This is a genomic window from Streptomyces sp. SolWspMP-5a-2 (genome assembly GCF_900091845.1).
GTDB classification, from domain to species: Bacteria; Actinomycetota; Actinomycetes; order Streptomycetales; family Streptomycetaceae; genus Streptomyces; species Streptomyces doudnae.
The window spans coordinates 19,750-40,495 of sequence record NZ_FMCI01000224.1 but is presented as its reverse complement, the minus strand read 5'-3'; the positions used below and the strand labels follow the sequence as shown (position 1 = coordinate 40,495).

Here is a 20,746-nt window from a genome sequence, read left to right as displayed (position 1 = left end):
CCGCGGTCAGGGCAGGAAGCGGCCCCGGTGGAACAGCAGCGGCGCCGCCGAGCCGTTCCCGGTCCCCAGCGCGTCCACCCGTCCGACGACGATCAGGTGGTCGCCGCCGGTGTGCACCGCGTGGACCGTGCAGTCGATCCAGGCCAGGACGCCCGCGAGCAGCGGGGCGCCGGAGCACGGCGCCGGGGTGTGGGCGACGCCCAGGAACTTGTCCGTGCCGCTCGCCGCGAACGCCCGGCACAGCGGGCCCTGGTCCGCCGCGAGGACGTTGACGCAGAAGACGCCGGCGCGGGCGATCCTGGGCCAGGTCGTCGAGGCGCGGCCCACCATGAACGCGATCAGCGGCGGGTCGAGGGAGAGGGAGGTGAAGGACTGGCACGCGAAACCGGCCGGTGCGGAGTCCGGATCGGCGGGCGGCGCCGTGACGACCGTGACGCCGGACGCGAACTGGCCCAGGACCCGGCGGAACTCGGTGCGGTCGACCGGGGCCCGCTCGTCCTCCCGGACGCAGCGCAGGCCGGTCGCCCGGCGGGGGTGCGGCCGGGGGGCCGACCTGAGATAGCGCACTGCCGCTTCGGCCGTTCCCGCTTGTCCCATCACCCCTCCATTGAAACTGACGGAGTGTCAGATGGGAAGGCGGGCGGTGCGGGTACTTCGGGCCGTCCGCGGGCCCGGCGCCCGCCGCGCGGGGATCAACGGCCCCTGAACACCGGGGACTCGCGCGCGGCGAAGGAGCGCAGGCCCTCCTGGGCGTCGTGGGTCGCCATGTTCAGCTCCTGCGCCGCCGCCTCCGCCGCGAACGCCGCCGCGCGGTCCGTCTCCAGGGAGCTGTTGACCAACTGCTTGGTGAGCGCCAGGGCCCGGGTGGGACCGCTCGCCAGCCGGTCCGCCCACGCCGCCGCGGTCTCCGCCAGCTCCGCGTCCGGGACGACCCGGTTGACGAGGCCGAGGCGCTGCGCGTCGGCCGCGCCGAGGGCGTCGCCGAAGAACATCAGCTCCTTGGCGCGCTGCGGGCCGATCAGCCGCGGCAGCAGATAGGCGCCGCCCGCGTCCGGGACCAGGCCACGGCGGACGAACACCTCGATGAACCGGGCCGATTCGGCGGCCAGCACCAGGTCGCAGGCGAGCGCCAGATGCGCGCCGAGGCCCGCGGCCGTGCCGTTCACGGCGGCGATCACCGGCTTCTCGCAGTCCAGCACGGCCCCGATCAGCCGCTGGGCACCCAGGCGGAGCGTCCGGGAGACGTCCCCGGCGACCCGCCCGGTACGCGGAGGACGGCCGGACGTCTCCGCAGTAGCCGGGACGGTGGCGGGGGGCGGGGCGGTGCTGGGGTCGGAGGGGGCTCCGGGGCTCGGGGTGGTGCTGGGGTCCGAGACGCCGCCGGGACCCGGGGTGCCGCCGGGACCCGGCGGGTTGACCGGGGGCGGGGTGGGTGCCGGGGCGGGTGTCGGGTCGCCGCGGAGGTCCGCGCCCGCGCAGAAGCCGCGGCCGGTGCCGGTCAGCACCACCGCCCTGACCTCGGGGTCGGCCGAGAAGGCGGTGAACAGTTCGATGAGCCGGTCGCGCTGGGCGGGGGTGAGCGCGTTGAGCGCCTCGGGGCGGTCCAGGGTGACGGTCGCGACCCGGCCGCTCACCCGGTGGTGGACGGGGATCTTCACCGGCACACCGCCAGCGCGTCCAGTGCCACCGCGCCCTGCCCCTGGGGCAGCACCACGAGCGGGTTGATGTCCAGCTCGGCGAGGTCGGAGCCCAGCTCCAGGGCCATCCGCTGCACCCGCAGGACCACCTCGACGAGCGCCTCGACATCGGCGGGCGGGCGGCCCCTGACGCCGTCGAGCAGGGCCCGTCCGCGCAGGTCGCCGAGCATGTTCCTGGCCTCGTCCTCGCCGAACGGCGGCACCCGCACCGCGACGTCCCGCAGCACCTCGACCAGGACGCCGCCGAGCCCGACCGTCACCGTCGGCCCGAACAGCTCGTCGTGGGTGACGCCGACGACCATCTCGACGCCCCGCTCCACCATCTGGCACACCAGGACGCCGTCCAGCGCGATCCCCTGGAGGCGCGCGATGTCCGTCAGCTCCCGGTAGGCGTCCCTGACCTGGCTCGCCGAGGTGAGCCCGATCCGCACCAGGCCCAGCTCCGTCTTGTGGCCGAGCCGCGCGCCGGACGCCTTCATCACCACCGGGTAGCCGACCAGCCCCGCCGCCCGGACGGCCGCCGCCGCGCTGGTCACCAACTGCTCGCGGGGCACCCGGATGCCGTACGCGCGCAGCAGTTGCTTCGCCGCGTGCTCGCTCAGCTGCTGCCCGGGGGTCATCAGGGCGCGGGCCTTGCGGAAGGACGGCGAGGGGGTGCGCGGCGCCTCGTCGAAGGGGGAGCGGTAGCCGGCCGTGAAGCGGTGGTGGGCGAGGTAGGCGCGGACGGCGGTGATGCAGTTGCCGACGGTCCGGAAGGTCGCCACCCGGGAGGAGCCCAACAGGACCTCGCGGTAGGCCGGTTCGGTGCCCACCGGTGAGCCCCACACCACGCACACCAGCTTGTCGGTGTGCTCGGCCGCGTCCACCAGGTCCCGCACCAGCCGGTCGCTGAGCGGCGGGAAGGGGCCGGTGACCGGGCAGATCAGCACGCCCACCGACGGGTCGTCGAGGAGCGCGTCGATGATCTTGCGGCCGCGGTGGTCGCCGACCGGGTGGCCGCCGTTGTCGACCGGGTTGGCCACGTCCAGGTACTCCGGTATCCACTGGTGCAGCTGCGCCTGCCTGGCCGCGGAGAGCGCGGGCAGCCGCAGCCCCGCCTCGGTGGCGAGGTCGGCGAAGTGGGCGCCGGTGCCGCCGGAGATGGAGTAGACGGCGACGCCGTCGGTGACCGGTGGCCTGGCCCGCGCCAACAGGGCGGCGGTGTCCTGGAGTTCGTCGAGGGCGTCCACCCGGATCACGCCGAACTGCCGCATGGCCGCGTCCACCACGGCGTCGGCGCCGGTGAGTTTGCCGGTGTGGGAGGCGGCGGTGCGCGCCCCGGTCTCGGTGCGGCCGACCTTCACCGCGACGACCGGCACCCCGCGCCGGGCGGCCCGGTCGGCGGCGAGCAGGAAGGACCGGCCGTCCTTGAGGCCCTCCAGGTAGCAGGCGATGGCGCCGACCTCGGGCCGCTCGGCGAAGTAGGAGAGGAAGTCGGCGCTCTCCAGGTCGGCCTCGTTGCCGGTGGGCGCCCAGTGGGAGAGCCGCACGCCGAGTTCCTGGAGGGCGAAGACCGGGCGGCCCTGGTGGCCGGACTGGGTGATCAGGGCGATCGCCGGGCCGTCGAGGTCGTCCCGGAAGCGCTCGAAGGCGTTCAGGTTGGTGTTGGGCCCCAGCAGCCGCGTGCCGGTGCGCCGCACGGCGTCGGCCAGCCGCTCCTGGGCGGCCCTGCCGTCGGCGCCGGTCTCCGCGAAACCGGAGGCGAAGACGACCGCGAAGCGCGCCTTGGCCTCGGCGAGCCGCTCGATCACCGGGACCGGGTCGGCGACCAGCAGGACCGCGAGGTCGACCGGTTCGGGCAGGTCGGCGACGGAGGGCAGGCACGGGATGCCGAAGACGGACGGGCGGGTCGGGTGGACCGGGTGGATCCGGGCGCCGACCCGCCGGGCCCACTCCACGAGCTGCCGGGTGACGCCGGTGTTCGGGCGCCCCTCGGCGTCCGAGGCGCCGACGACGGCGACCGATCCCGGCCGGAAGAACCGGTCGAGGTCGGGGACGTCGGCGTGCAGGGGCCGGCCGCCGACGTCGAGATCGCCGACGTCGGCCGGCCTGCCGTGGACGGCCGGTCCCGGGTGCTCGCCACAGGCGATGACCCGGGCCCGGCGGGAGTCGGTGGTGAGGGTGCCGTGGGTTGATCCAAGCATCGGTCCGCCCGCTCCTGTGTGACAGCCATTATCTGACGCACTGTCAGATTACTGAACTGACAGTCCGTCAGGAACGGGTGTGCACGCAAAGTCGAACATCGGGGCGGACCGTTGCCACCGGCGCCGCGCGGTGCCGTGGGCGGATGACCGCACGCGTCCCCGGCCGCCGGCCGGGCGGGCGGCGCCGGAAAGCTGAGCGGCGCTCACATTCTGGCCCCGGCGGACGGTCCCGCACAGCCCCCCGGGCCGCATCGGCCGCGCGGGCGGCGGAAGTCGGCCACGGGCGCCACCGCCCGCGCCCGGAGCCCGGACACGCCCCAGAACGTGTCTGACCGTGCGCGTCGTTGCCCGGAGGGCGGAGGGAGATGGTCGGACGCGCCCTAGGAGGCCGTCCGGCGGCGGGCCGCGCGGCGCTGGTCCCGGACGACCGCCTTCGCTATCTTCTCCGCGTCGCGGGCCAGTTCCCGCAGCATGCCGCTGATCGGGTTGGTGAACCCGGTGAAGTGCAGCCCCGGCGCCCCGGACGCGGTCCGCGCCCCGTGGGCGACCGGCCGGCCGCGCCCGTCGAGGACGTCGAGATGACCGACGAGGTTCTCCAGGCCCCGCGCGTACCCGGTGGCCGCGATCACCGCGTCCGGCTGGAGCAGGGTCCCGTCGGCGAGCCGCACCTTGCCGTCCTCGAAGCCGTCGACGGCGGCCACCACCTCGACCGACCCGGTGCGCACGGCGTCCACGAGGCCGACGTCGAGCACCGGCACCGCGCCCTGCCTGACCCGGCTGTAGAGGCCGGTGTCCGGGCGGGGCAGGCCCTGCGCGGTGAGGTCGGGGACGCTGATCCGGCACATCGTCCTGGCCAGCCGGTCCACCAGCCGCACCGGCAGCCGCCTGACCAGGACGCTGGAGTACTGGGCGGCCCAGCCGAAGGTCGAGCGGCGCACGATGTGCGGGGTGGTGCGCACCGCGAGCCTGACCCGGGCCGCGCCGCCCTCCACCAGGTCGACGGCTATCTCCGCGCCGGTGTTGCCGACGCCGACGACGAGCACGTCACGGCCCGCGTACGGCTGCGCGTTCCGGTACCGCCCGGCGTGCGTCAACTCGCCCCGGTAGCCCTCGCGTCCGGGCCAGTCGGGGACGCGAGGGGTGTGGTTGAAGCCGGTGGCGACCACCACCGCCGAGCCGGTCAGCTCCCGCCCGCCGGTGGCCCGCAGCAGCCAGCCGGTGCCGTCGGGCGCGGGCTCCACCCGGGAGACCTCCACCCCGGTGACGATCTCCAGCTCGTGGTGCTCCGCGTACTTCTCCAGGTACCGCACCACGTTGTCCCGGGCCACCCAGCGCCCGAACCGCCGGGGCATCGGCAGCCCCGGCAGGGCGGAGAGGCGCCGGGTGGTGTGCAGGCGCAACCGGTCGTAGTGGCCGCGCCAGGACGCGCCGACCGCGCCGCTGCGCTCCAGGACCACGGCGCGCACGCCCCGGGCGCGCAGCGCGTGGGCCACGGAGAGTCCGCCTGGACCGCCGCCGATGACGTATACGGGGCGGTCTGCGTGCTTCGGTCCGGCGGTCGGTGCGGACGGTGTGGAGTCGGCCATGAGCGCGAGCGTAATCACGTACGGGGTTGATGGGTCTCGGTCAAGACCGGAATTGGTTGCTAATTGATCACGCCTGGGGACACGGCGGTGCGCGCGCGGGGTGCCCCAACTACGGCGATCCGGCCGCGCGCGGGGCCCCGACGGCGTACCCCGGCCCGCCGCGCGGACCTCCCGCCCCCGCCGATTCCGGCCCGACCCCTCGGCAACCGACCGCAACTGACGTACCGTCAGATTTATGGATGCGATCTGGCTCGACGGGGCCGAGTGGCTCGCGATACTCCGCATCGGCCTCGGCCTGTGGTGGCTGGAGAGCTGGCGGCACAAGGACAGGAAGGGCTGGTTGGAGCGGGGCACCGGCATCGCCTGGGCCGCCGACGTGGCGTCCGGACACCGCTGGAAAGCGGTGCGCACCGGCTTCGCCGCCGTCGTCGAACCCCGGCCGCGCGTGATGGCCCACCTCGTGGTCCACGCCGAACTCGCCCTCGGACTCGGCCTCGTGGCCGGTCTCCTGACCCCGGTCGCGCTCGCCTGCGGCCTGCTCCTGAACGTCCTCTACTTCACCCTCATGATCCACGACTGGGCCGAGCAGGGGCAGAACGCGATGATGGCGCTCATCTCGGCCGTCGCCCTCTTCGCGATGTCCTGGCAGAGCTGGTCCGTGGACAGCGCGCTCGGACTCTTCCGGTGACCGCGCCGCGCCACGACCTCCCCGAGGCCGACGCCTTCACCCGCGCCTACTGGGAGGCGGCGGCCGGGGGACGGCTGCTGCTGCGCCGGTGCGGGGCGTGCGGACGGGCCCACCACTACCCGCGCGAGTTCTGCCCGCACTGCTGGAGCGAGGACGTGACCTGGGAGACCGCGAGCGGCCTGGCGACCCTCTACACCTGGTCCGTGGTCCACCGCAACGACCTGCCCCCCTTCCGCGACCGCACCCCGTACGTCGCCGCGGTGGTCGACCTGGCCGAGGGGCCGCGGATGATGACCGAGCTGGTCGGGGCGGACAGGGACCGGCTGCGCGCCGGGGCCCGGCTGCGGGTGGCGTTCCGGGACGGCGTGCCGGTGTTCCGGCCCGGGGACGGGTGAGTGCGCCCCCGCGCCGGGCGGCGGGCGGCGGCCGAGCGGCGATCCCGGCGCGGGAATGTCCGGGAACGGCTTGAATAGGCTGATGGCCTCCAGCGAACAGCACCTCTTCCCGCCCTCCGCCCCCTTCCCGGTCCTGCACGGACACGGGCTGCGCCTGCGGCACTGGGACGCCACCTCCGAGGCGGACGTCGAGACGTGGCTGCGGGGCAGGACCGACCCGGAGTTCCAGCGCTGGAACACCCCGCTCAAGGCGATGAACGACCTGGTCGACGCCCGCGCGTCCCTCGCGGAGAAGGCGCTGGCCGCCCCCGAGCGCACGGTGGCCGACTACTGCGTGACGGACGCGGCCACCGGAGCGGCCCTCGGACACATATCGGTGGACGCGATCAACCCCGTGATGCGGACCGGCAGGATCGGCTACTGGGTGCTGCCCGAGGCGCGCGGACGCGGCGTCGCCAGCCGGTCCCTGGCCGTGGTGTCCCGCTGGGCGCTGGACGAACTGAAGTTGCAGAGGCTGGAGTTGGGACACGCCCTCGGCCACGAGGCGTCCTGCCGGGTGGCCGAGCGGTGCGGGTACGGCTACGAGGGGACCCTGCGCGGCGCGATGTTCGCGGAGGGCCGGGTCGACCGCTTCAGGGACATGCACCTGCACGGCCGGGTGGCAGGCGACCCGGAACCCCGGCTGCGCCCCCACCCGGCGGACGCCGACCCCACACGGCAGAACTGACAGGGACCCCGCGGCCGGGACGGCGCGAGGAGGCCGACACGGGTTCCGCGACCGGAGGGGCCGGGACGGGACGGTCGGCGAGTGATACTCGGCACATGCCGGCAACCGATCTCCACGCCCTGCTCCGGACGCTCCGCGTCTGGCCCCCCGACGCCACCGAGCTGCGCCCCTTCGACCCCGCCGCGGCCCCCGCCGACCCGCTCGTCCTCTTCGCGCGCTGGTTCGCGGACGCGGTCGCGGCCGGACAGCCCGAGCCGCACACCATGTCGCTGGCCACGACCGACGCGGACGGCCGCCCCGACGCCCGGATCGTCATGCTGCACGGCGCGGACGCCGACGGCTGGGCCTTCGCCTCCCACGCGACCAGCCGCAAGGGCCGTCAACTGGCCGCCCTGCCGTACGCGGCCCTCGTCCTGTACTGGCCGGTCCTCGGCCGCCAGGTGCGGGTGCGCGGGCCGGTCGAAGCGGCGCCGTCCGGGGAGGGCCAGGCCGATCTGCACGCCCGGTCGACCGGCGCGCTGGCGGCGGCCCTCACCGGACGGCAGAGCGAGCCCCTCGACTCCCTCGGCACGCTGGAGCGCCGCTCGCGGGAGGCGTGGGAGCAGGCCGACTCCGACCCGCGGACCCCGGCGCCCACCTGGACCCTGTACCGGCTGCGCCCCACCGAGGTGGAGTTCTTCCAGGGCGACCCGGACCGCCGCCACGTCCGGCTGCGCTACGAGACGCGGGAGGACGGCGGGGACGGCACCGGCGCGGACGGCACCGGCGGGGGCACCGGCGCGGACGGCGGCGGCTGGCGCCGGGTGCTGCTCTGGCCCTGACCGGCACCGACCGGCCCTGACCGGCACCGACCGGCCGTTCCCCCGGGGGAGCGGCCCGCTGGGGGAGCGGGCGGGCCGGGGCGGTGCGGGCGGTGGGCCGTCGGCTCCCGGGAGCCGCCGGACGCGGCGGGGGGCTGTTCACTTGCCCAGCACCACCGTTCCCGACGAGCAGAACCATCCCCCGGTCCCCGACGCCACCCCCAGCCGGGCGATCTCCCCGTCGCGGCCCCGCACCTGCCGGGCCCCCGCCTCCCCGCGCAGTTGCCGCACCGCCTCCACCAGCAGGAACAGGCCCCGCATGCCGGGGTGCTGGCAGGAGAGGCCGCCGCCGTCGGTGTTCACCGGCAGCTCCCCGCCCGCCACCCGCAGCCGTCCGCCCTCCACGAACGCCCCGCCCTCGCCCTTGGCGCAGAAGCCGAGGTCCTCCAGCGTCACCAGGGTCATGTACGTGAAGGCGTCGTACAGTTCGGCGAAGTCCATCTCCCCCGGGCCGACCCCGGCCCGCTCGAAGGCCAGCCTGCCGCTGACCGCCGCCGGGGAGACCGTGAAGTCGGGCCACTGCGACATCGCCGCGTGCGAGACGTGCTCGCCGGTGCCCAGCACCCAGACCGGCGCGGTCCGGCAGTCGCGCGCGTACTCCTCGGCCGCCAGCAGCACCGCCGCCCCGCCGTCGGAGCGCAGGCAGCAGTGCAGCTTGGTGAACGGGTCGGCGATCATCGGCCCGGCCAGCACCTCGTCCACGGTGAGCGGGGTGCGGAACATCGCCTCCGGGTTCAGCGCCGCGTTCGCCCGCGCGTCCACCGCGACCCGCGCCAACTGCTCGACGGTGGTGCCGTGTTCGATCATGTGGCGGCGGGCCGCCATCGCGTACTTGGCGATCAGCGTGTGCCCGTAGGGGACCTCGAACTGCAACGGCCCGCGGGCGCCGAAGGAGAGGTCGCCGGTGCGGCGGCCCGCCCGGATGTCGGCGCGGGCGGTGGAGCCGTAGACCAGCAGCACCGCCTCCGCGTGGCCCGCGGCGATCGCGTCCGCCGCGTGCGCGGCCATCACCTCCCAGGTCGAGCCGCCGACCGCGGTGGAGTCGACCCAGGTGGGACGCAGGCCCAGGTACTCGGCCACCTCGACCGGCGCCAGGGTGCCGAGGCCCGCCGAGCCGAAGCCGTTCACGTGCCGCCGGTCGAGCCCCGCGTCGGCCAGCGCCCTGCGGGCCGCCTGCGCGTGCAGCGCGTACGGGGTCGCCTCGTCCAGGCGGCCGCAGTCGGACAGCGCCGCCCCCACCACCGCGACCCGCCTGCCGCCCGATGCCACGACCGCAGCCATGTACGGCCACCTCCCTCGCTGCTCTGTCCAACTCGTGCCCCGGCTCCTAATATGACGGACCGTCAGATCCGGAGGGAAGTGCCATGGACGCCAGCTTCACCGCCGAACAGGACGAGATCCGCCGCACCCTGCGCGACCTCCTGCGCGCCCGCTGCGGCCCCGAGGAGCTGCGCGCCGCCGTCGACCGGCCGCAGGGCCACGACCCCGCCCTCTGGGCCGACCTCGCCGAACGGCTCGGGCTGCCGGGCCTCGCCCTCCCCGAGCGGTACGGCGGCGTCGGCTGCCCCGTCGCCGACCTGGCCCTGGCCTGCGAGGAGACCGGCCGGGCCCTCGCCCCCTCCCCGCTGCTGGCCACCGCCGTGCTCGCCGCCCCGCTGCTGCTCGCCCTCGGCACCGGGGAGCAGCGCGCCCGCCTGCTGCCCCGGCTGGCCGCGGGCGACCTCACCGCCGCCCTCGCCGTGCCGGGCCGCGACCTGGCCACCGCCCTCGCCCTGACCGGCGGCAACGGCGGCGCGTGGGCGGGCGGGGCCGCGCGGGGGGCGTGCAGGCCGGGCGGACGGACACCGGGTGGCGGCTGTACGGGGAGGCGGACCAGGTGCTCGACGGGCACAGCGCCGGGCTGCTGCTGGTCGCCGCGCACACCGGCGGGTTCGCCCGCTCCAGGACGCTCCTGTTCCTGGTGCCGGGGGACGCGCCCGGGGTGACCAGGACGCGGCGCACCGCCCTGGACGCCACCCGGCCCCAGGCCCGGGTGCAACTGCGGCAGGCCGGGGCGGAGTTGCTGGGCGGGGAGGACGCCGACGTGCTCGGGGCGCTGGCCGCCACCGGGGACCTGGCGGCGACCGTGCTCGCCTGCGAGGCCGTCGGGGCGGCCGGGCGGGCCCTGGAGCGGACGGTCGAACACGTGGCGCGGCGCGAGCAGTTCGGCCGCCCGATCGGCTCCTTCCAGGCGGTCAAGCACCGGCTGGCCGACGTCCACGTCCGTCTCCAGGCGGCCCGCTCGGCGGCGTACTACGCGGCCTGGGCGACCGGGGCGGGGGAGCGGGCGGGCGGGGCCGCAGGACGGGTCGGCGGCCTCGCCCTCGCCCAGGCGCTGGACGCGCTGCGGTGCGCCGCGGCCGAGGGCATCCAGCTGCACGGCGGGATCGGGTTCACCTGGGAGCACGAGGCGCACCTGTACTTCAAGCGCGCGGCGGGCGACGAGCTGCTGTTCGGCCCCGCGCACCGCTTGCGGGCCCGGTCGGCGGAGGCGGCGCTGCTCTTCGGGGGAGGGGAGGTGCGGGTGTGAGCCGCGCGGGCGCCGCCCGGCCGGAGATCAGGGGCAGAACCGCCAGCGGCCCTCGGAGATCACGTCCGGCTCGCCGTCCCTGACCCGGACGGCCGTGTCGTCGTCGATGAAGTAGATCGGGAAGTCGGCCCGCGCGGCGATGCGGTCGGCCCAGGCGTCGTCCCGCTCGGGGAAGTCCGGCGAGTACAGGTGGGGCTTGAGGTACCAGTCGAAGAGGCCGAACGGCGGGGCCACGGTCGTCGCGCCGAGCGCGTGCAGGTCCGCGGTGTCCCCGATGACGTCGGCGGAGCGCTCGTCGAGGCGCTTGCTGAAGATCATCGAACCGGCGCTGACCCCCACGTAGACCCGGTCCCGCAGCGCCTCCAGGAACCCGTCGGCCAGGCCGTTGCCGGTGATGCTGCGCGCGAGGTGGTAGTGGCTGCCGCCCTCCACGTAGACGGCGTCGGCGTGCAGCAGCCGGTCGAGCACCGTCGTGCGGGGCAGGCCGTTCAGCTCCAGGACGTCGAACTCCCGCCAGCCGAGGCTGCGCAGCCGGTTCAGGTCCTCCACGAACCACCCGTGGTCCCCGGGCTCGGCGACCGACGCCGTCGGGACGAACACGACGTTCGCCGAGCCGAACGGCTTTCCCAGCATGTCCCGCAGGGCGTCGCGCAGCGTCTCGTTGCGCAGGCCGGCCGCCGTGAGCAGTAGGTTCATCGGGCGAGCCAAGCACGCCCGGCGCGCGGGCGCAAAGCGCGTGCCCCCCCGCCGTCCGCCGGGCGGGTGCGGGCCCCCGGACAACAGCGCGGCAGGCGGCGGCCGCCCCAGGCCGGGGCCACCACCGCCTGCCAGACAGGACTTGAGCCGGCAGCCGTCCGTACGGCTACTTCGTCGGCTTCTTGCCGGTCACGCCCAGATGGACCAACAGCGCCAGGTTCGGCTTCAGTTCGGCCTGCTTCACACCCCAGCTCTGGAACCCCTTCTGGTGCGAGGCGACCGCCGCGAGCATCGCGACCAGCGAACCGGCGACCGCCGCCGGGTTCACGTCCTTGTCGACCCTGCCCTTGGCCTGCAACTCCGCGACGGAGTCGGCCAGGGAGTTGTTCACGGAGTTGAGGATCTTCATCCGGATCTTGTAGAACCGCTTGTCGCCCTCGGCCGCGCCGAGGTCCACGACCCTGAGGATGGCGTCGTTCTTCCGCCAGAACTCCAGGAAGCCGTCCACGAGTTCCTGCGCTGTCTGCCAGCCGGCCTTTCCCACCCAGCTGCGGCCGGCCAGCAGCTCGGTCAACCCGGCTCCCTCGGCGGCCATTTGATCGGCGATCTCCAGGACGGCACCCTCGACGTCCGGGAAGTACTGGTAGAAGGTCGCGGGCGAAGTCCCCGCCTTCCGGGCGACATCGATGACCTTGACGTCCCGGTAGGGGGAGGAGCTGAGCATCTCGCTGAGGCAGTCGAGCAGCTTCTGCCGGGTCGCCTGCCCACGTCGGCCGGCCACGCGGCCGTCGACGGTACGCACTTGTCCTGTCATGCCGTCAGCTTACCGAGGGGTGATGGGAGCGCGATTCGGCCGACTGCAAATGGGGTGCACGAGGGGATGGAGGAGGCTGTGCCTGGTCTGCGGGGTGCGCGCGTCGCCGTTACTTTGGCGCTATGGCCGAAAACAGGGCATCCGCATACGGAGAGGGCGTCCCCTGCTGGGTGGACGCGCAGCTTCCCGACGTCGCCGCGGGCAAGCGGTTCTACGGTGATCTCTTCGGGTGGACCTTCGGGGAGCCCGGCGACCGCGAGGCCCCCGGCGCGGGCGTGTGGGCCCGGCTCGGCGGGGAGCCCGTCGCCTCGCTCGCGCCGAAGCGGGACGGGCGGATGCCCACCGTCTGGACGGTGTACTTCGCCACCCCGGACGCCGAGGCGCTCGCCGACCGGGTCTGGGCGGCCGGGGGACAGGTCGTCACCGCCCCGCTGCCGGTCGCGGACCTCGGTGTGACCGCCCTGGTCACGGACCCCGAGGGGGCCGTCTTCGGGCTCTGGCAGCCCGGCCGGCACCCCGGCTTCGGGCGCCGCCACGAGCCCGGCACGTTCGCCTGGGCGGAGCTGTACGCGCGCGACACCGAGGCCGCCGACGACTTCTACGGCGGCCTCTTCCACGACGCCCTGTTCGGCCCCGGGGCGGAGCCCGACTTCGGGCGGGCCGCGGTCGGCGAGGTGTTCGCCGCCGAGATGCCCCCGCACTTCGTCGTGCACTTCCGGGTGGAGGACTGCGCGGCCGCCGTACGGAGCGCCGTCCGGCTCGGCGGACGGGTGCAGGTGCCGCCATTCGAGACGTCGTACGGAAAAGTGGCGGTCGTCATCGACAATCAAGGGGCGTCCTTCGCCGTTCTCCAGCGCTGACCAGGCATTGTTTGTGTCGGTATGGGGGGAGGCACCCAGATTCGTTCCCGGGTTCGCAACCTGTGGCCCGGACAGGAAGAATCAGGGTGCGTGCCGCCATGGCGGTGCGGTGGTGAGACGCTGCACGGGGTCGTGCCCATAAGTCGGTGGCGCGGCCCGTACGGGGAGGTGGCAGGCAAGTGGTGGATCAGCTGACGCAGCACGATCCGCGGCGGATCGGGCCGTTCGAGGTGCTGGGACGGCTGGGTGCGGGCGGCATGGGGCTGGTCTATCTCGCGCGCTCGGCGTCCGGGCGGCGCGTGGCGATCAAGACGGTGCGCACGGAACTCGCCGAGGACCAGTTGTTCCGGGTCCGCTTCACCCGCGAGGTGGAGGCGGCCCGCGCGGTCTCCGGGTTCTACACGGCGGCCGTGGTCGACGCCGATCCCCGGGCGGCCGTGCCCTGGCTGGCCACCGCCTACGTCCCGGCGCCGTCGCTGGAAGAGATAGTGAACGAGTGCGGGCCGATGCCCGCCCAGGCCGTGCGCTGGCTGGCGGCGGGGGTCGCCGAGGCCCTCCAGTCCATCCACGGCGCGGGCCTGGTCCACCGCGACCTCAAGCCGTCGAACGTCCTCGTCGTCGAGGACGGCCCGCGCGTCATCGACTTCGGCATCGCCTCCGGCGTCTCCAACACCCGGTTGACGATGACGAACGTCGCCGTCGGCACCCCCGCCTACATGTCCCCCGAGCAGGCCAAGGACTCACGCAGCGTGACCGGCGCGAGCGATGTCTTCTCGCTCGGCTCGATGCTGGTCTTCGCCGCCACCGGACACCCGCCCTTCCACGGCGCCAACCCGGTCGAGACGGTCTTCATGCTGCTGCGCGAGGAGCCCGACCTGGAGGGCCTGCCGGACGAGCTGCGCCCGCTGATCGACTCCTGCATGCAGATGGAGGCCACCGGCCGCCCCAACCCGGCCGACCTCCAGTCGCAGCTCGCCCCGCACCTGTTCGGGTCCGGGTCGGACGACAGCGGCACCGCCTCCGCGTGGCTGCCGGAGCGCGCGGTCGGGCTGATCGAGGCCCGCCGCAACGGCCGTCCCGCCCCGAAGCCCGGCCAGCCGCCCGCCCGCGGCGGCGGCCGTCCCGCGCCGCTGCCGATCCCGCCGCCGCCCTCGCACGACCCGGTCGTCCCGGCGCCCCCGGTCCGGTCGGCGCCCCGGCGCCTGGCCCGGTCCGGCTGGCCGGTGCCCAGGTGCCGATCGGCCCCGGCCCGCGCGTCTCGGACGTCCGCGCCGCCGCCGTCAAGGCACCGCCCCCCGAGTCGGCGCTCGCCGCCTCCTGGTCCAAACCGCGCCCCGGCGTGAACGGCGCGGACCCCGTCGTCCCCACGCCCCCCGCGCTGCCCCCGGAGACCGTCAACGGCGCCTGGCGCCCCTGGCGGTTCCGGATGTCGAACGACGTCTGGGGCACCCCGTCCGTCGACGGCGACCTCGTCTACGTCACCTCCTTCGAGGTGCACGCGCTGGACGTGGCGACCGGCCGCCGCCGCTTCAAGACCCGGGACGTCGCCTGGTCCATGGCGGTCGCCGACGGCCGCATCCACGCCTCCGACGGCCCCACCCTGTTCGCGCTCGAGGCCCGCGAGGGCGGCGACCTGTGGCGGGTGTCCACCGACGCCTGGGTGTACTCCATCCAGGCGGACCGCGGCACGGTCGTCACCGGCAGCCGCGGCGGCGGGGTCCAGGCGTGGGAGGCGTCCAGCGGCCAGAAGCTCTGGGAGGCCACCGGCTGCCAGACGGACTTCGAGTCGCCCGAGGCGGGCCCCGCCGTCCACGACGGCACCGTCTACATCTGGCAGGACGCCCGGCTGCGCGCCCTGGACGCCCGCACCGGCGACGAGCGCTGGTCCTACCCGATCGGCGACGCGGCCTCCTGCGGCGGCGTGCCGGTGCGCCTCACGCACGCCCCCGACGGGTACGTCTACGTCTCGGCCGGCACCCGGGTGCTCGCCATCGACGTCGCCGCCGGGCACGTGAAGTGGCACTTCGAGGCCCCGGCCGCGTTCCTCTCGCCGCCCGCCTTCGTGCCGGGCCCGGCCGTCACCGGCGGCGGCGTCTACCTCGCCGACTACCTCGGCACCGTCTACGCCCTCGACGCCACCGACGGCCGCGACCGCTGGCGCATCGCCACCGAGTCCCGCGCCTCCGTCGACCCGGTGCTGGTCGCCGCCGGCCATGTCCACGTCGGCAGCGGCAAGGGGCTCTACACCCTGGACGCGGTCACCGGTACACCCAAATGGCGGTTCCAGTCCGGCGGCGAGATCGTGGGCGCCCCCGCGGTCGCCGAGGGCCGCATCCACTTCGGCTCCACCGACCACCTGCTCTACACCCTGAAGGCCGACGACGGCCGCCTCCGCTGGAAGCTCGCCACCGGCGGCGAGATCACCGGCTCACCGGTGGTCCGCGACGGCGTGGTCTACGCCTGCAGCAAGGACCGCTGCGTGTACGCCCTGGACGCGGAGAAGGGGACGGGGACGGCGCGGACGGCGTGAGCACGCGCCGGGCCGTCCGCCCGGATCTTCGCCGACTGCGCGCACGACGGTGACGTGACCGTGACAGATCGTCATTACTGTTCCCCGCATGCAGTCACGGGGAAGCACGATCAAGTTCACGGCCGTCGTCGCGCTCACGGTCCTCGCGCTGTCCGGGTTCTCCACCGGGCGGCACACCAACCGGCACCACCACGGTGGCGGCGGGGGGTGCAGCAGCTCCCGGCAGGACCACGACACCTCGACCTCCCGGAGCAACGACGGCTACGGCGGCGGGAGTTCCTACGACCGGCGGCCCGGGTACCGCTCCACGCCCACCTCCTCGTCCTCGTCCGGCGGCCGGGCGGGCGACGGGCGGGCCGAGCTGGTGCGGTGCGCCACCGGGCGGGAGCCCGTCACCACCGTCCGGGTCACCAACTCCGCGAGCCGCAGCGGGACGTTCACGGTCCGGGTGACCTTCGAGGACTCCGCCGGGCTCACCCTCGCCACCGGCACCGGCCGGACCTCCGTCGGCGCCCGGGGCAGCGCCACCGCGCGAGTGACGGCCCCGGCCGGGGTCGCCGGCCGGATCGAGCGCTGCGTCGTCGACCCGGTGGCCACCGCCGGGTGACGGCGTCCGGCGCGCTCCCGGGCGCCGTGCGGGTCAGCGCACCCTGAACTCCCGCCGCCGGGCGCCGAACAGCTCCGCCTGCTCGTGCGGCGGCAGGTTGCCCAGCGCGATCAGGTGCGGGGCCTGGGCGAACCCGGCGGCCACGGCCGCCTCCCGGGCCGCCCACAGGGCCCGCACCGTGCCCTGCACGGCCGCCGCCGGATGTCCGGCGACCACGGCCGCGCTCGCCAGCGCCGACGCCAACGCGCCGCCCGGGGACGTGACTTCGGAGACCAGGCCGATCTGGTGCGCCCGGGCCGCGCCGATCCGCTCCGCCGTGCCCAGCAGCGCCATCCTGGCCGCCTCCCCGTACGGCATCCGCGCCGCCATCAGCATCGACTCGTAGGCGCTGACCATCCCGTAGGCGGTGTGCGGGTCGAAGAAGGTGGCGCCGGGGTCGGCGACCACGAACTCGGCCTCGCCCAGCAGGTAGAAGGCGCCGCCGCAGGCCATCCCGGTCACCGCCGCGATCACCGGTTTCCACAGGTCGTTGGATTTCGGGCCGACTTGCAGCAGCGGATCGTCCGTCATGTAGGGGGAGTCGGGCTGCGGGACCTCCGCGCTCCGGTCGAGGCCGGTGCAGAACGCCCGGTCCCCGGCCCCGGTGAGGACGATCGCGCGCACCGAGGTGTCGAACCGCAGCGCCCGCCACACGGAGCGCAGTGCGTCCCGGGTCGGCAGGTCGATGGCGTTCAGGCGCTCGGGGCGGTCCAGGGTGACCACGGCCACGCCCGCCGGGTCCCCGGTGCTCAGCCGGACCGTCACGACCGCTCCAGCACCCATTGCGGCAGGCCCGCGGGGTCGAACACGACCCGCACCCTGGCCCCGATCCGCAGGCGCTCGGGCGCCACCGAGTCCAGCCGGGCCCCGGCCCGCGCGACGAGGTTGCCGACCAGCCGGATGCGCGGGGCGTCGGCGAGTTCGACGACGATCACGTTGTAGGGGGCCTGCGCGGCGTAGTCGGGCAGCAGCGGCGGGTGCGGCACGACGTACGACCAGATCCGGCCGTGGCCGCTCACCTCGCGCCACTCCCGCGCGAACGACTGGCAGTGCGGGCAGCAGGGGCGGGGCGGGAAGCGGAACGTGCCGCAGTCCGCGCACGCCTGGATGTGCAGCCGTCCCGCGCGGGCGTGCTCCCAGAAGGGGGCGCCCTCGGGGTCGGTGACCGGGGTCAGCAACGTCATCAACTCCTGTTCCTGAACATGCTGTCGGCCTCCATCGCCGGGACCGCGCCCGGCCGTCAGTCCCCCCTGCGCAGCAGCAGCGCCGAGGTGGGGACCCCCTCGCCCGCCGTCACCAGGCACGTCGACGCCCCCGGCACCTGGGCCGTGCTGGTGCCGCGCAGTTGTCTGACGCCCTCGGTGATCAGGTTGAAGCCGTGCACGTACGCCTCGCTGAGGCCGCCGCCGCCGGTGTTGATCGGCAGCCGACCGCCGGTCTCCAGGGCGCCCTGCTCGGTGAACGCGCCGCCCTCGCCGCGCCCGCAGAAGCCGTAGCCCTCCAGGGAGAGCGGGACCAGGGCGGTGAACGCGTCGTAGATCTGGGCGACGTCGACGTCCTCGGGGGTGAGGTCGGCGTGCTTCCACAGGTGCCGGGCGGCCGTCCAGGCGGGTCCGGTGAGCGGGTCGTCGTTCCAGTAGTTGACCATGCCGTGGTGCTGGGCGGGCAGGCCCTGGGCCGCCGCGTGGATCAGGACCGGCGTCCGGCGGCAGTCCCGGGCCCGCTCGGCGCCGACCACCACGCACGCCAGCGCCCCGTCCGTCTCCAGGCAGTTGTCGAAGAGGCAGAGCGGCTCGCTGATCCACCGGGAGGTCATGTACATCTCGCGGGTGAGCGGGCGGTCGTACATGATCGCGTCCGGGTTCTGGTTGGCCCGGTTGCGGCAGGCGAGCGCGACGTTGAAGAGGTGGTCGCGGGTGGCGCCGTACTCGTGCAGGTAGCGCCGGGTCAGCATGGCGATCTCGTCGACCGGGCGCAGCAGTCCGAAGGGGCGCGTCCACTGGGCGGGGGTGGGCAGTTGGCGCACGGTGTCGGTCCACGGGCGGGCCCCGCTGCCGCGTTTGCGCGACCGCCAGGCGACGCCCACCCGGGCCTGCCCGGCGGCTATCGCGGCGGCGAGCTGGGCGACCGTCGCGCAGGAGCCGCCGCCGCCGTAGCCGATCCGGCCGAACCAGGTGAGGTCGCCGAACCCCACCGCCTTGGCCAGCTCGACCTCGTCGGTCTCCTCCATCGTGTAGGAGGCGAGGGCGTCGACCTCGGCGGGCGCGATCCCGGCGTCGTCGAGGGCGGCGAGAACGGCCCGGCAGGCGAGGGTGCGTTCGTCCTCGGGCAGGTGCCGGGCGAAGGCGGTCTGTCCGATGCCGACGACGGCGGTCGCGTCCTTGATGCCCGCTGCGGCCATGCTCTGCCCACCTCCGTGCCGTGCGACGGTTGCTGACAGTTCGTCAGGCTACAGCTAATCTGATGGTCCGTCAGCTACGGGTGTGCGGGACGCTGGAGGCCGGTCGTGCGTGGTGACGTGGAGTGGGGCAGCATCCCCGGACTTGTCCGGTCGGCGGCCGAGCGGTACGGCGGCACCGAGGCGGTCGTCGAGGGCCGGACCCGGATCTCGTACGCCGAACTCGGCGCCCGGGTCGAGCGCGCGGCCGCGTCCGTCGTCGCCCACGGGCTCGCGCCGGGCGACCGGGTCGCGGTGTGGGCGCCCAACTCGCTCGACTGGATCGTCGCCGCCCTCGGCGCGGTCTCGGCGGGCGCGGTCCTGGTCCCGCTCAACACCCGCTTCAAGGGCGCCGAGGCGGTCTACGCGCTGCGCCGCAGCCGGGCCAGGCTGCTCTTTGTGACGGGCCCCTTCCTGGGCACCTCGTACGTGGCGGCGCTGCGCCGGGCGGCCGGTGAGGGGCCGGGCCCGGGGCCGCTGCCGGGACTGCCCGAACTGCGCGAGGTGGTGGTGCTGTCCGGGGACGCGCCCGCCGGCTTCCGCACCTGGAAGGACTTCCTGGCCGACGGCGAGGGGACCGGCGCGGACGTCACCCGGGCGCGGGCGGCGGCCGTGCGCGGCGACGGGCCGTCCGACATCGTCTTCACCTCGGGGACCACGGGAGCCCCCAAGGGCGTGGTGATCACCCACGCGCAGAGCCTGCGCGCGTACGAGATCTGGAGCGACCTCGCGGGCCTGCGGCACGGCGACCGCTACCTCATCGTCAACCCGTTCTTCCACACCTTCGGCTACAAGGCCGGGGTCCTCGCCTGCCTCACCCGGGGCGCGACGATGATCCCGCAGCCCGTCTTCGACGTCGACACCGTGCTGGCCAACATCGCCGCGGAGCGGGTCTCGGTGCTGCCGGGGCCGCCGACCCTGCACCAGGCGCTCCTCGACCACCCGGCCCGCCAGGCGTACGACCTGTCGGCGCTGCGGCTGGTGGTGACCGGCGCCGCGGTGGTCCCGCTGCGCCTGGTGGAGCGGCTGCGCGGCGAACTCGGCGTCGGCACGGTGCTCACCGCCTACGGCCTCTCCGAGGCGAGCGGCATCGTCACGATGTGCCGCCGGGGCGATCCGCCGGAGGTCGTCGCGTCGACGTCGGGCCGCGCCGTTCCGGGCACCGAGGTGCGGGTCGCCGACGCGCGGGGCGCCGCGCTGCCGCCGGGCGTCCCCGGCGAGGTGCTGGTGCGGGGCTTCACCGTGATGCGCGGCTACGACGGCGACGAGGGCGCGACCCGCGGGGCCGTCACCGCGGACGGCTGGCTGCGCACCGGGGACGTGGGCGTCCTGGACGACGCGGGCAACCTCCGCATCACCGACCGGATCAAGGACATGTTCATCGTCGGCGGGTTCAACGCGTACCCGGCGGAGATCGAGCAACTCCTCGCCCTGCACCCGGACGTGGCGGACATCGCGGTGGTCGGGGTGCCCGACGAGCGGCTCGGCGAGGTCGGCAGGGCGTACGTGGTGCGCAGGCCGGGCGCGCACTGCACGGCCGAGGACCTGATCGCCTGGTCGCGCCGGGAGATGGCCAACTACAAGGTGCCCCGGCAGGTCGAGTTCGTGGCCCGGCTGCCGCGCAACGCGGGCGGCAAGGTCGTCAAGGGCGAACTGCGCGGGCGCGGGGCGAGGTGACGCACCGCGGCCGCGACAGCTCCCCTCCGTGCTGTCGCGGCCGGTCGTCCCCCGGAGCGTCGCTCACTTCGACGGCGTGCCCGGCTTGGACGTGGCGTGCAGGTCGCCGGTGGCGTGCAGATCCCCCGTGGCGTGCAGGTCCCCGGTGGCGTGCAGGTCGCCGTCCGTCCCCGCCTGCTCCTCGGCCTCGTCGGGCTCCGGGTCCGGCACCCGGTGCAGACCGAGCACCGCCGGTTCGGAGGTGGCGTGCAGATCCTTCGCCTCCACGGCCTCGGCGGCGGGCTCGTCGGTGGCGTGCAGGTCCTGTGACGTGAGCTTCTCGCTCATGGGTGTCAACTCCCCTTGAAGTCGGCCAGGGGGCCGATGGGACAACGCCCGCCT

The 20,746-nt window shown here is 75.0% G+C and carries 18 protein-coding genes and 2 pseudogenes; 9 read left to right on the top strand and 11 right to left on the bottom strand.

Going from position 1 to position 20,746, the window contains the following annotated elements:
• Positions 1-6: 6 nt before the first annotated feature.
• The 4 genes from GA0115242_RS22740 to GA0115242_RS22725 all read right to left on the bottom strand — a co-directional run bounded on the left by GA0115242_RS22740 (position 7) and on the right by GA0115242_RS22725 (position 5,466).
• Positions 7-597, bottom strand: a complete 591-nt coding sequence (locus tag GA0115242_RS22740) for a flavin reductase family protein (protein ID WP_093831368.1) — start codon at positions 595-597, stop codon at positions 7-9.
• Positions 598-692: 95 nt separating this feature from the next.
• The gene (locus GA0115242_RS22735; RefSeq protein WP_093831366.1) at positions 693-1,664 is read right to left on the bottom strand and encodes an enoyl-CoA hydratase/isomerase family protein; all 972 of its coding nucleotides are present in this window, start codon (positions 1,662-1,664) and stop codon (positions 693-695) included.
• Entirely contained in the window at positions 1,655-3,880 is a 2,226-nt protein-coding gene (locus tag GA0115242_RS22730) for an acetate--CoA ligase family protein (RefSeq protein ID WP_093831364.1), read from the bottom strand. The genes GA0115242_RS22735 and GA0115242_RS22730 overlap by 10 nt, the downstream gene beginning before the upstream one ends.
• Before the next feature lie 380 nt (positions 3,881-4,260).
• Entirely contained in the window at positions 4,261-5,466 is a 1,206-nt protein-coding gene (locus GA0115242_RS22725) for a flavin-containing monooxygenase (protein WP_093831362.1), read from the bottom strand.
• 235 nt (positions 5,467-5,701) lie between these two features.
• Here GA0115242_RS22725 and GA0115242_RS22720 point away from each other — a divergent pair, with 235 nt between their 5' ends.
• The 4 genes from GA0115242_RS22720 (at position 5,702) to GA0115242_RS22705 (ending at position 8,097) form a co-directional block, all read left to right on the top strand.
• Positions 5,702-6,154 carry a DoxX family protein gene (locus GA0115242_RS22720; RefSeq protein ID WP_093831360.1) on the top strand — a complete coding sequence of 151 codons (453 nt, stop codon included), beginning with the start codon at positions 5,702-5,704 and terminating at the stop codon, positions 6,152-6,154.
• Complete coding sequence (locus GA0115242_RS22715; RefSeq protein WP_093831358.1) at positions 6,151-6,549, top strand: Zn-ribbon domain-containing OB-fold protein; 399 nt, start codon at positions 6,151-6,153, stop codon at positions 6,547-6,549. The genes GA0115242_RS22720 and GA0115242_RS22715 overlap by 4 nt, the downstream gene beginning before the upstream one ends.
• Positions 6,550-6,631: 82 nt before the next feature.
• Positions 6,632-7,276, top strand: coding sequence for a GNAT family N-acetyltransferase (locus GA0115242_RS22710; RefSeq protein ID WP_093831356.1), 645 nt, complete (start codon positions 6,632-6,634; stop codon positions 7,274-7,276).
• Positions 7,277-7,371: 95 nt separating this feature from the next.
• Complete coding sequence (locus GA0115242_RS22705; protein WP_093831354.1) at positions 7,372-8,097, top strand: pyridoxal 5'-phosphate synthase; 726 nt, start codon at positions 7,372-7,374, stop codon at positions 8,095-8,097.
• 138 nt (positions 8,098-8,235) lie between these two features.
• Here the strand turns inward: GA0115242_RS22705 and GA0115242_RS22700 are convergent, their stop codons facing one another.
• Entirely contained in the window at positions 8,236-9,417 is a 1,182-nt protein-coding gene (locus GA0115242_RS22700) for a thiolase C-terminal domain-containing protein (protein ID WP_202555632.1), read from the bottom strand.
• An 83-nt stretch (positions 9,418-9,500) separates the two neighbouring features.
• Between GA0115242_RS22700 and GA0115242_RS22695 the strand changes: the two are divergent.
• Positions 9,501-10,705: pseudogene (locus GA0115242_RS22695) on the top strand (acyl-CoA dehydrogenase family protein).
• Positions 10,706-10,732: 27 nt separating this feature from the next.
• On the opposite strand, the gene GA0115242_RS22690 reads toward GA0115242_RS22695, so the two are convergent.
• Positions 10,733-11,401 (bottom strand): Type 1 glutamine amidotransferase-like domain-containing protein, encoded by a 669-nt coding sequence (locus tag GA0115242_RS22690; protein WP_093831352.1) that lies wholly within the window; start codon positions 11,399-11,401, stop codon positions 10,733-10,735.
• Positions 11,402-11,567: 166 nt separating this feature from the next.
• On the bottom strand, positions 11,568-12,215 hold the full coding sequence (locus GA0115242_RS22685; RefSeq protein WP_202555631.1) for a TetR family transcriptional regulator: 648 nt from the start codon (positions 12,213-12,215) through the stop codon (positions 11,568-11,570).
• Positions 12,216-12,337: 122 nt separating this feature from the next.
• On the opposite strand from GA0115242_RS22685, the gene GA0115242_RS22680 reads away from it, so the two are divergent.
• The 3 genes and pseudogenes from GA0115242_RS22680 to GA0115242_RS22670 all read left to right on the top strand — a co-directional run bounded on the left by GA0115242_RS22680 (position 12,338) and on the right by GA0115242_RS22670 (position 16,212).
• On the top strand, positions 12,338-13,075 hold the full coding sequence (locus tag GA0115242_RS22680; protein WP_093831348.1) for a VOC family protein: 738 nt from the start codon (positions 12,338-12,340) through the stop codon (positions 13,073-13,075).
• Positions 13,076-13,254: 179 nt separating this feature from the next.
• A pseudogene (locus GA0115242_RS22675) lies at positions 13,255-15,605 on the top strand (PQQ-binding-like beta-propeller repeat protein).
• A gap of 88 nt (positions 15,606-15,693) precedes the next feature.
• The gene (locus GA0115242_RS22670) at positions 15,694-16,212 is read left to right on the top strand and encodes a hypothetical protein (protein WP_093831346.1); all 519 of its coding nucleotides are present in this window, start codon (positions 15,694-15,696) and stop codon (positions 16,210-16,212) included.
• Between the two features lie 33 nt (positions 16,213-16,245).
• Here GA0115242_RS22670 and GA0115242_RS22665 read toward each other — a convergent pair whose 3' ends face one another.
• The 3 genes from GA0115242_RS22665 to GA0115242_RS22655 form a co-directional block, all read right to left on the bottom strand.
• Entirely contained in the window at positions 16,246-17,034 is a 789-nt protein-coding gene (locus GA0115242_RS22665; RefSeq protein WP_093831344.1) for an enoyl-CoA hydratase/isomerase family protein, read from the bottom strand.
• A complete protein-coding gene (locus GA0115242_RS22660) occupies positions 17,013-17,429 on the bottom strand; it encodes a Zn-ribbon domain-containing OB-fold protein (RefSeq protein WP_093831384.1) in 417 nt (138 codons plus the stop codon). Before GA0115242_RS22660 ends, GA0115242_RS22665 begins: the two co-directional genes overlap by 22 nt.
• A gap of 62 nt (positions 17,430-17,491) precedes the next feature.
• Entirely contained in the window at positions 17,492-18,652 is a 1,161-nt protein-coding gene (locus GA0115242_RS22655; RefSeq protein ID WP_093831342.1) for a lipid-transfer protein, read from the bottom strand.
• Positions 18,653-18,757: 105 nt separating this feature from the next.
• Here GA0115242_RS22655 and GA0115242_RS22650 point away from each other — a divergent pair, with 105 nt between their 5' ends.
• Positions 18,758-20,365: a FadD3 family acyl-CoA ligase gene (locus tag GA0115242_RS22650; RefSeq protein WP_093831340.1), complete on the top strand. Its 1,608-nt coding sequence runs from the start codon at positions 18,758-18,760 to the stop codon at positions 20,363-20,365.
• A gap of 63 nt (positions 20,366-20,428) precedes the next feature.
• Here the strand turns inward: GA0115242_RS22650 and GA0115242_RS22645 are convergent, their stop codons facing one another.
• On the bottom strand, positions 20,429-20,692 hold the full coding sequence (locus GA0115242_RS22645) for a hypothetical protein (RefSeq protein WP_093831338.1): 264 nt from the start codon (positions 20,690-20,692) through the stop codon (positions 20,429-20,431).
• Positions 20,693-20,746 lie beyond the last annotated feature (54 nt).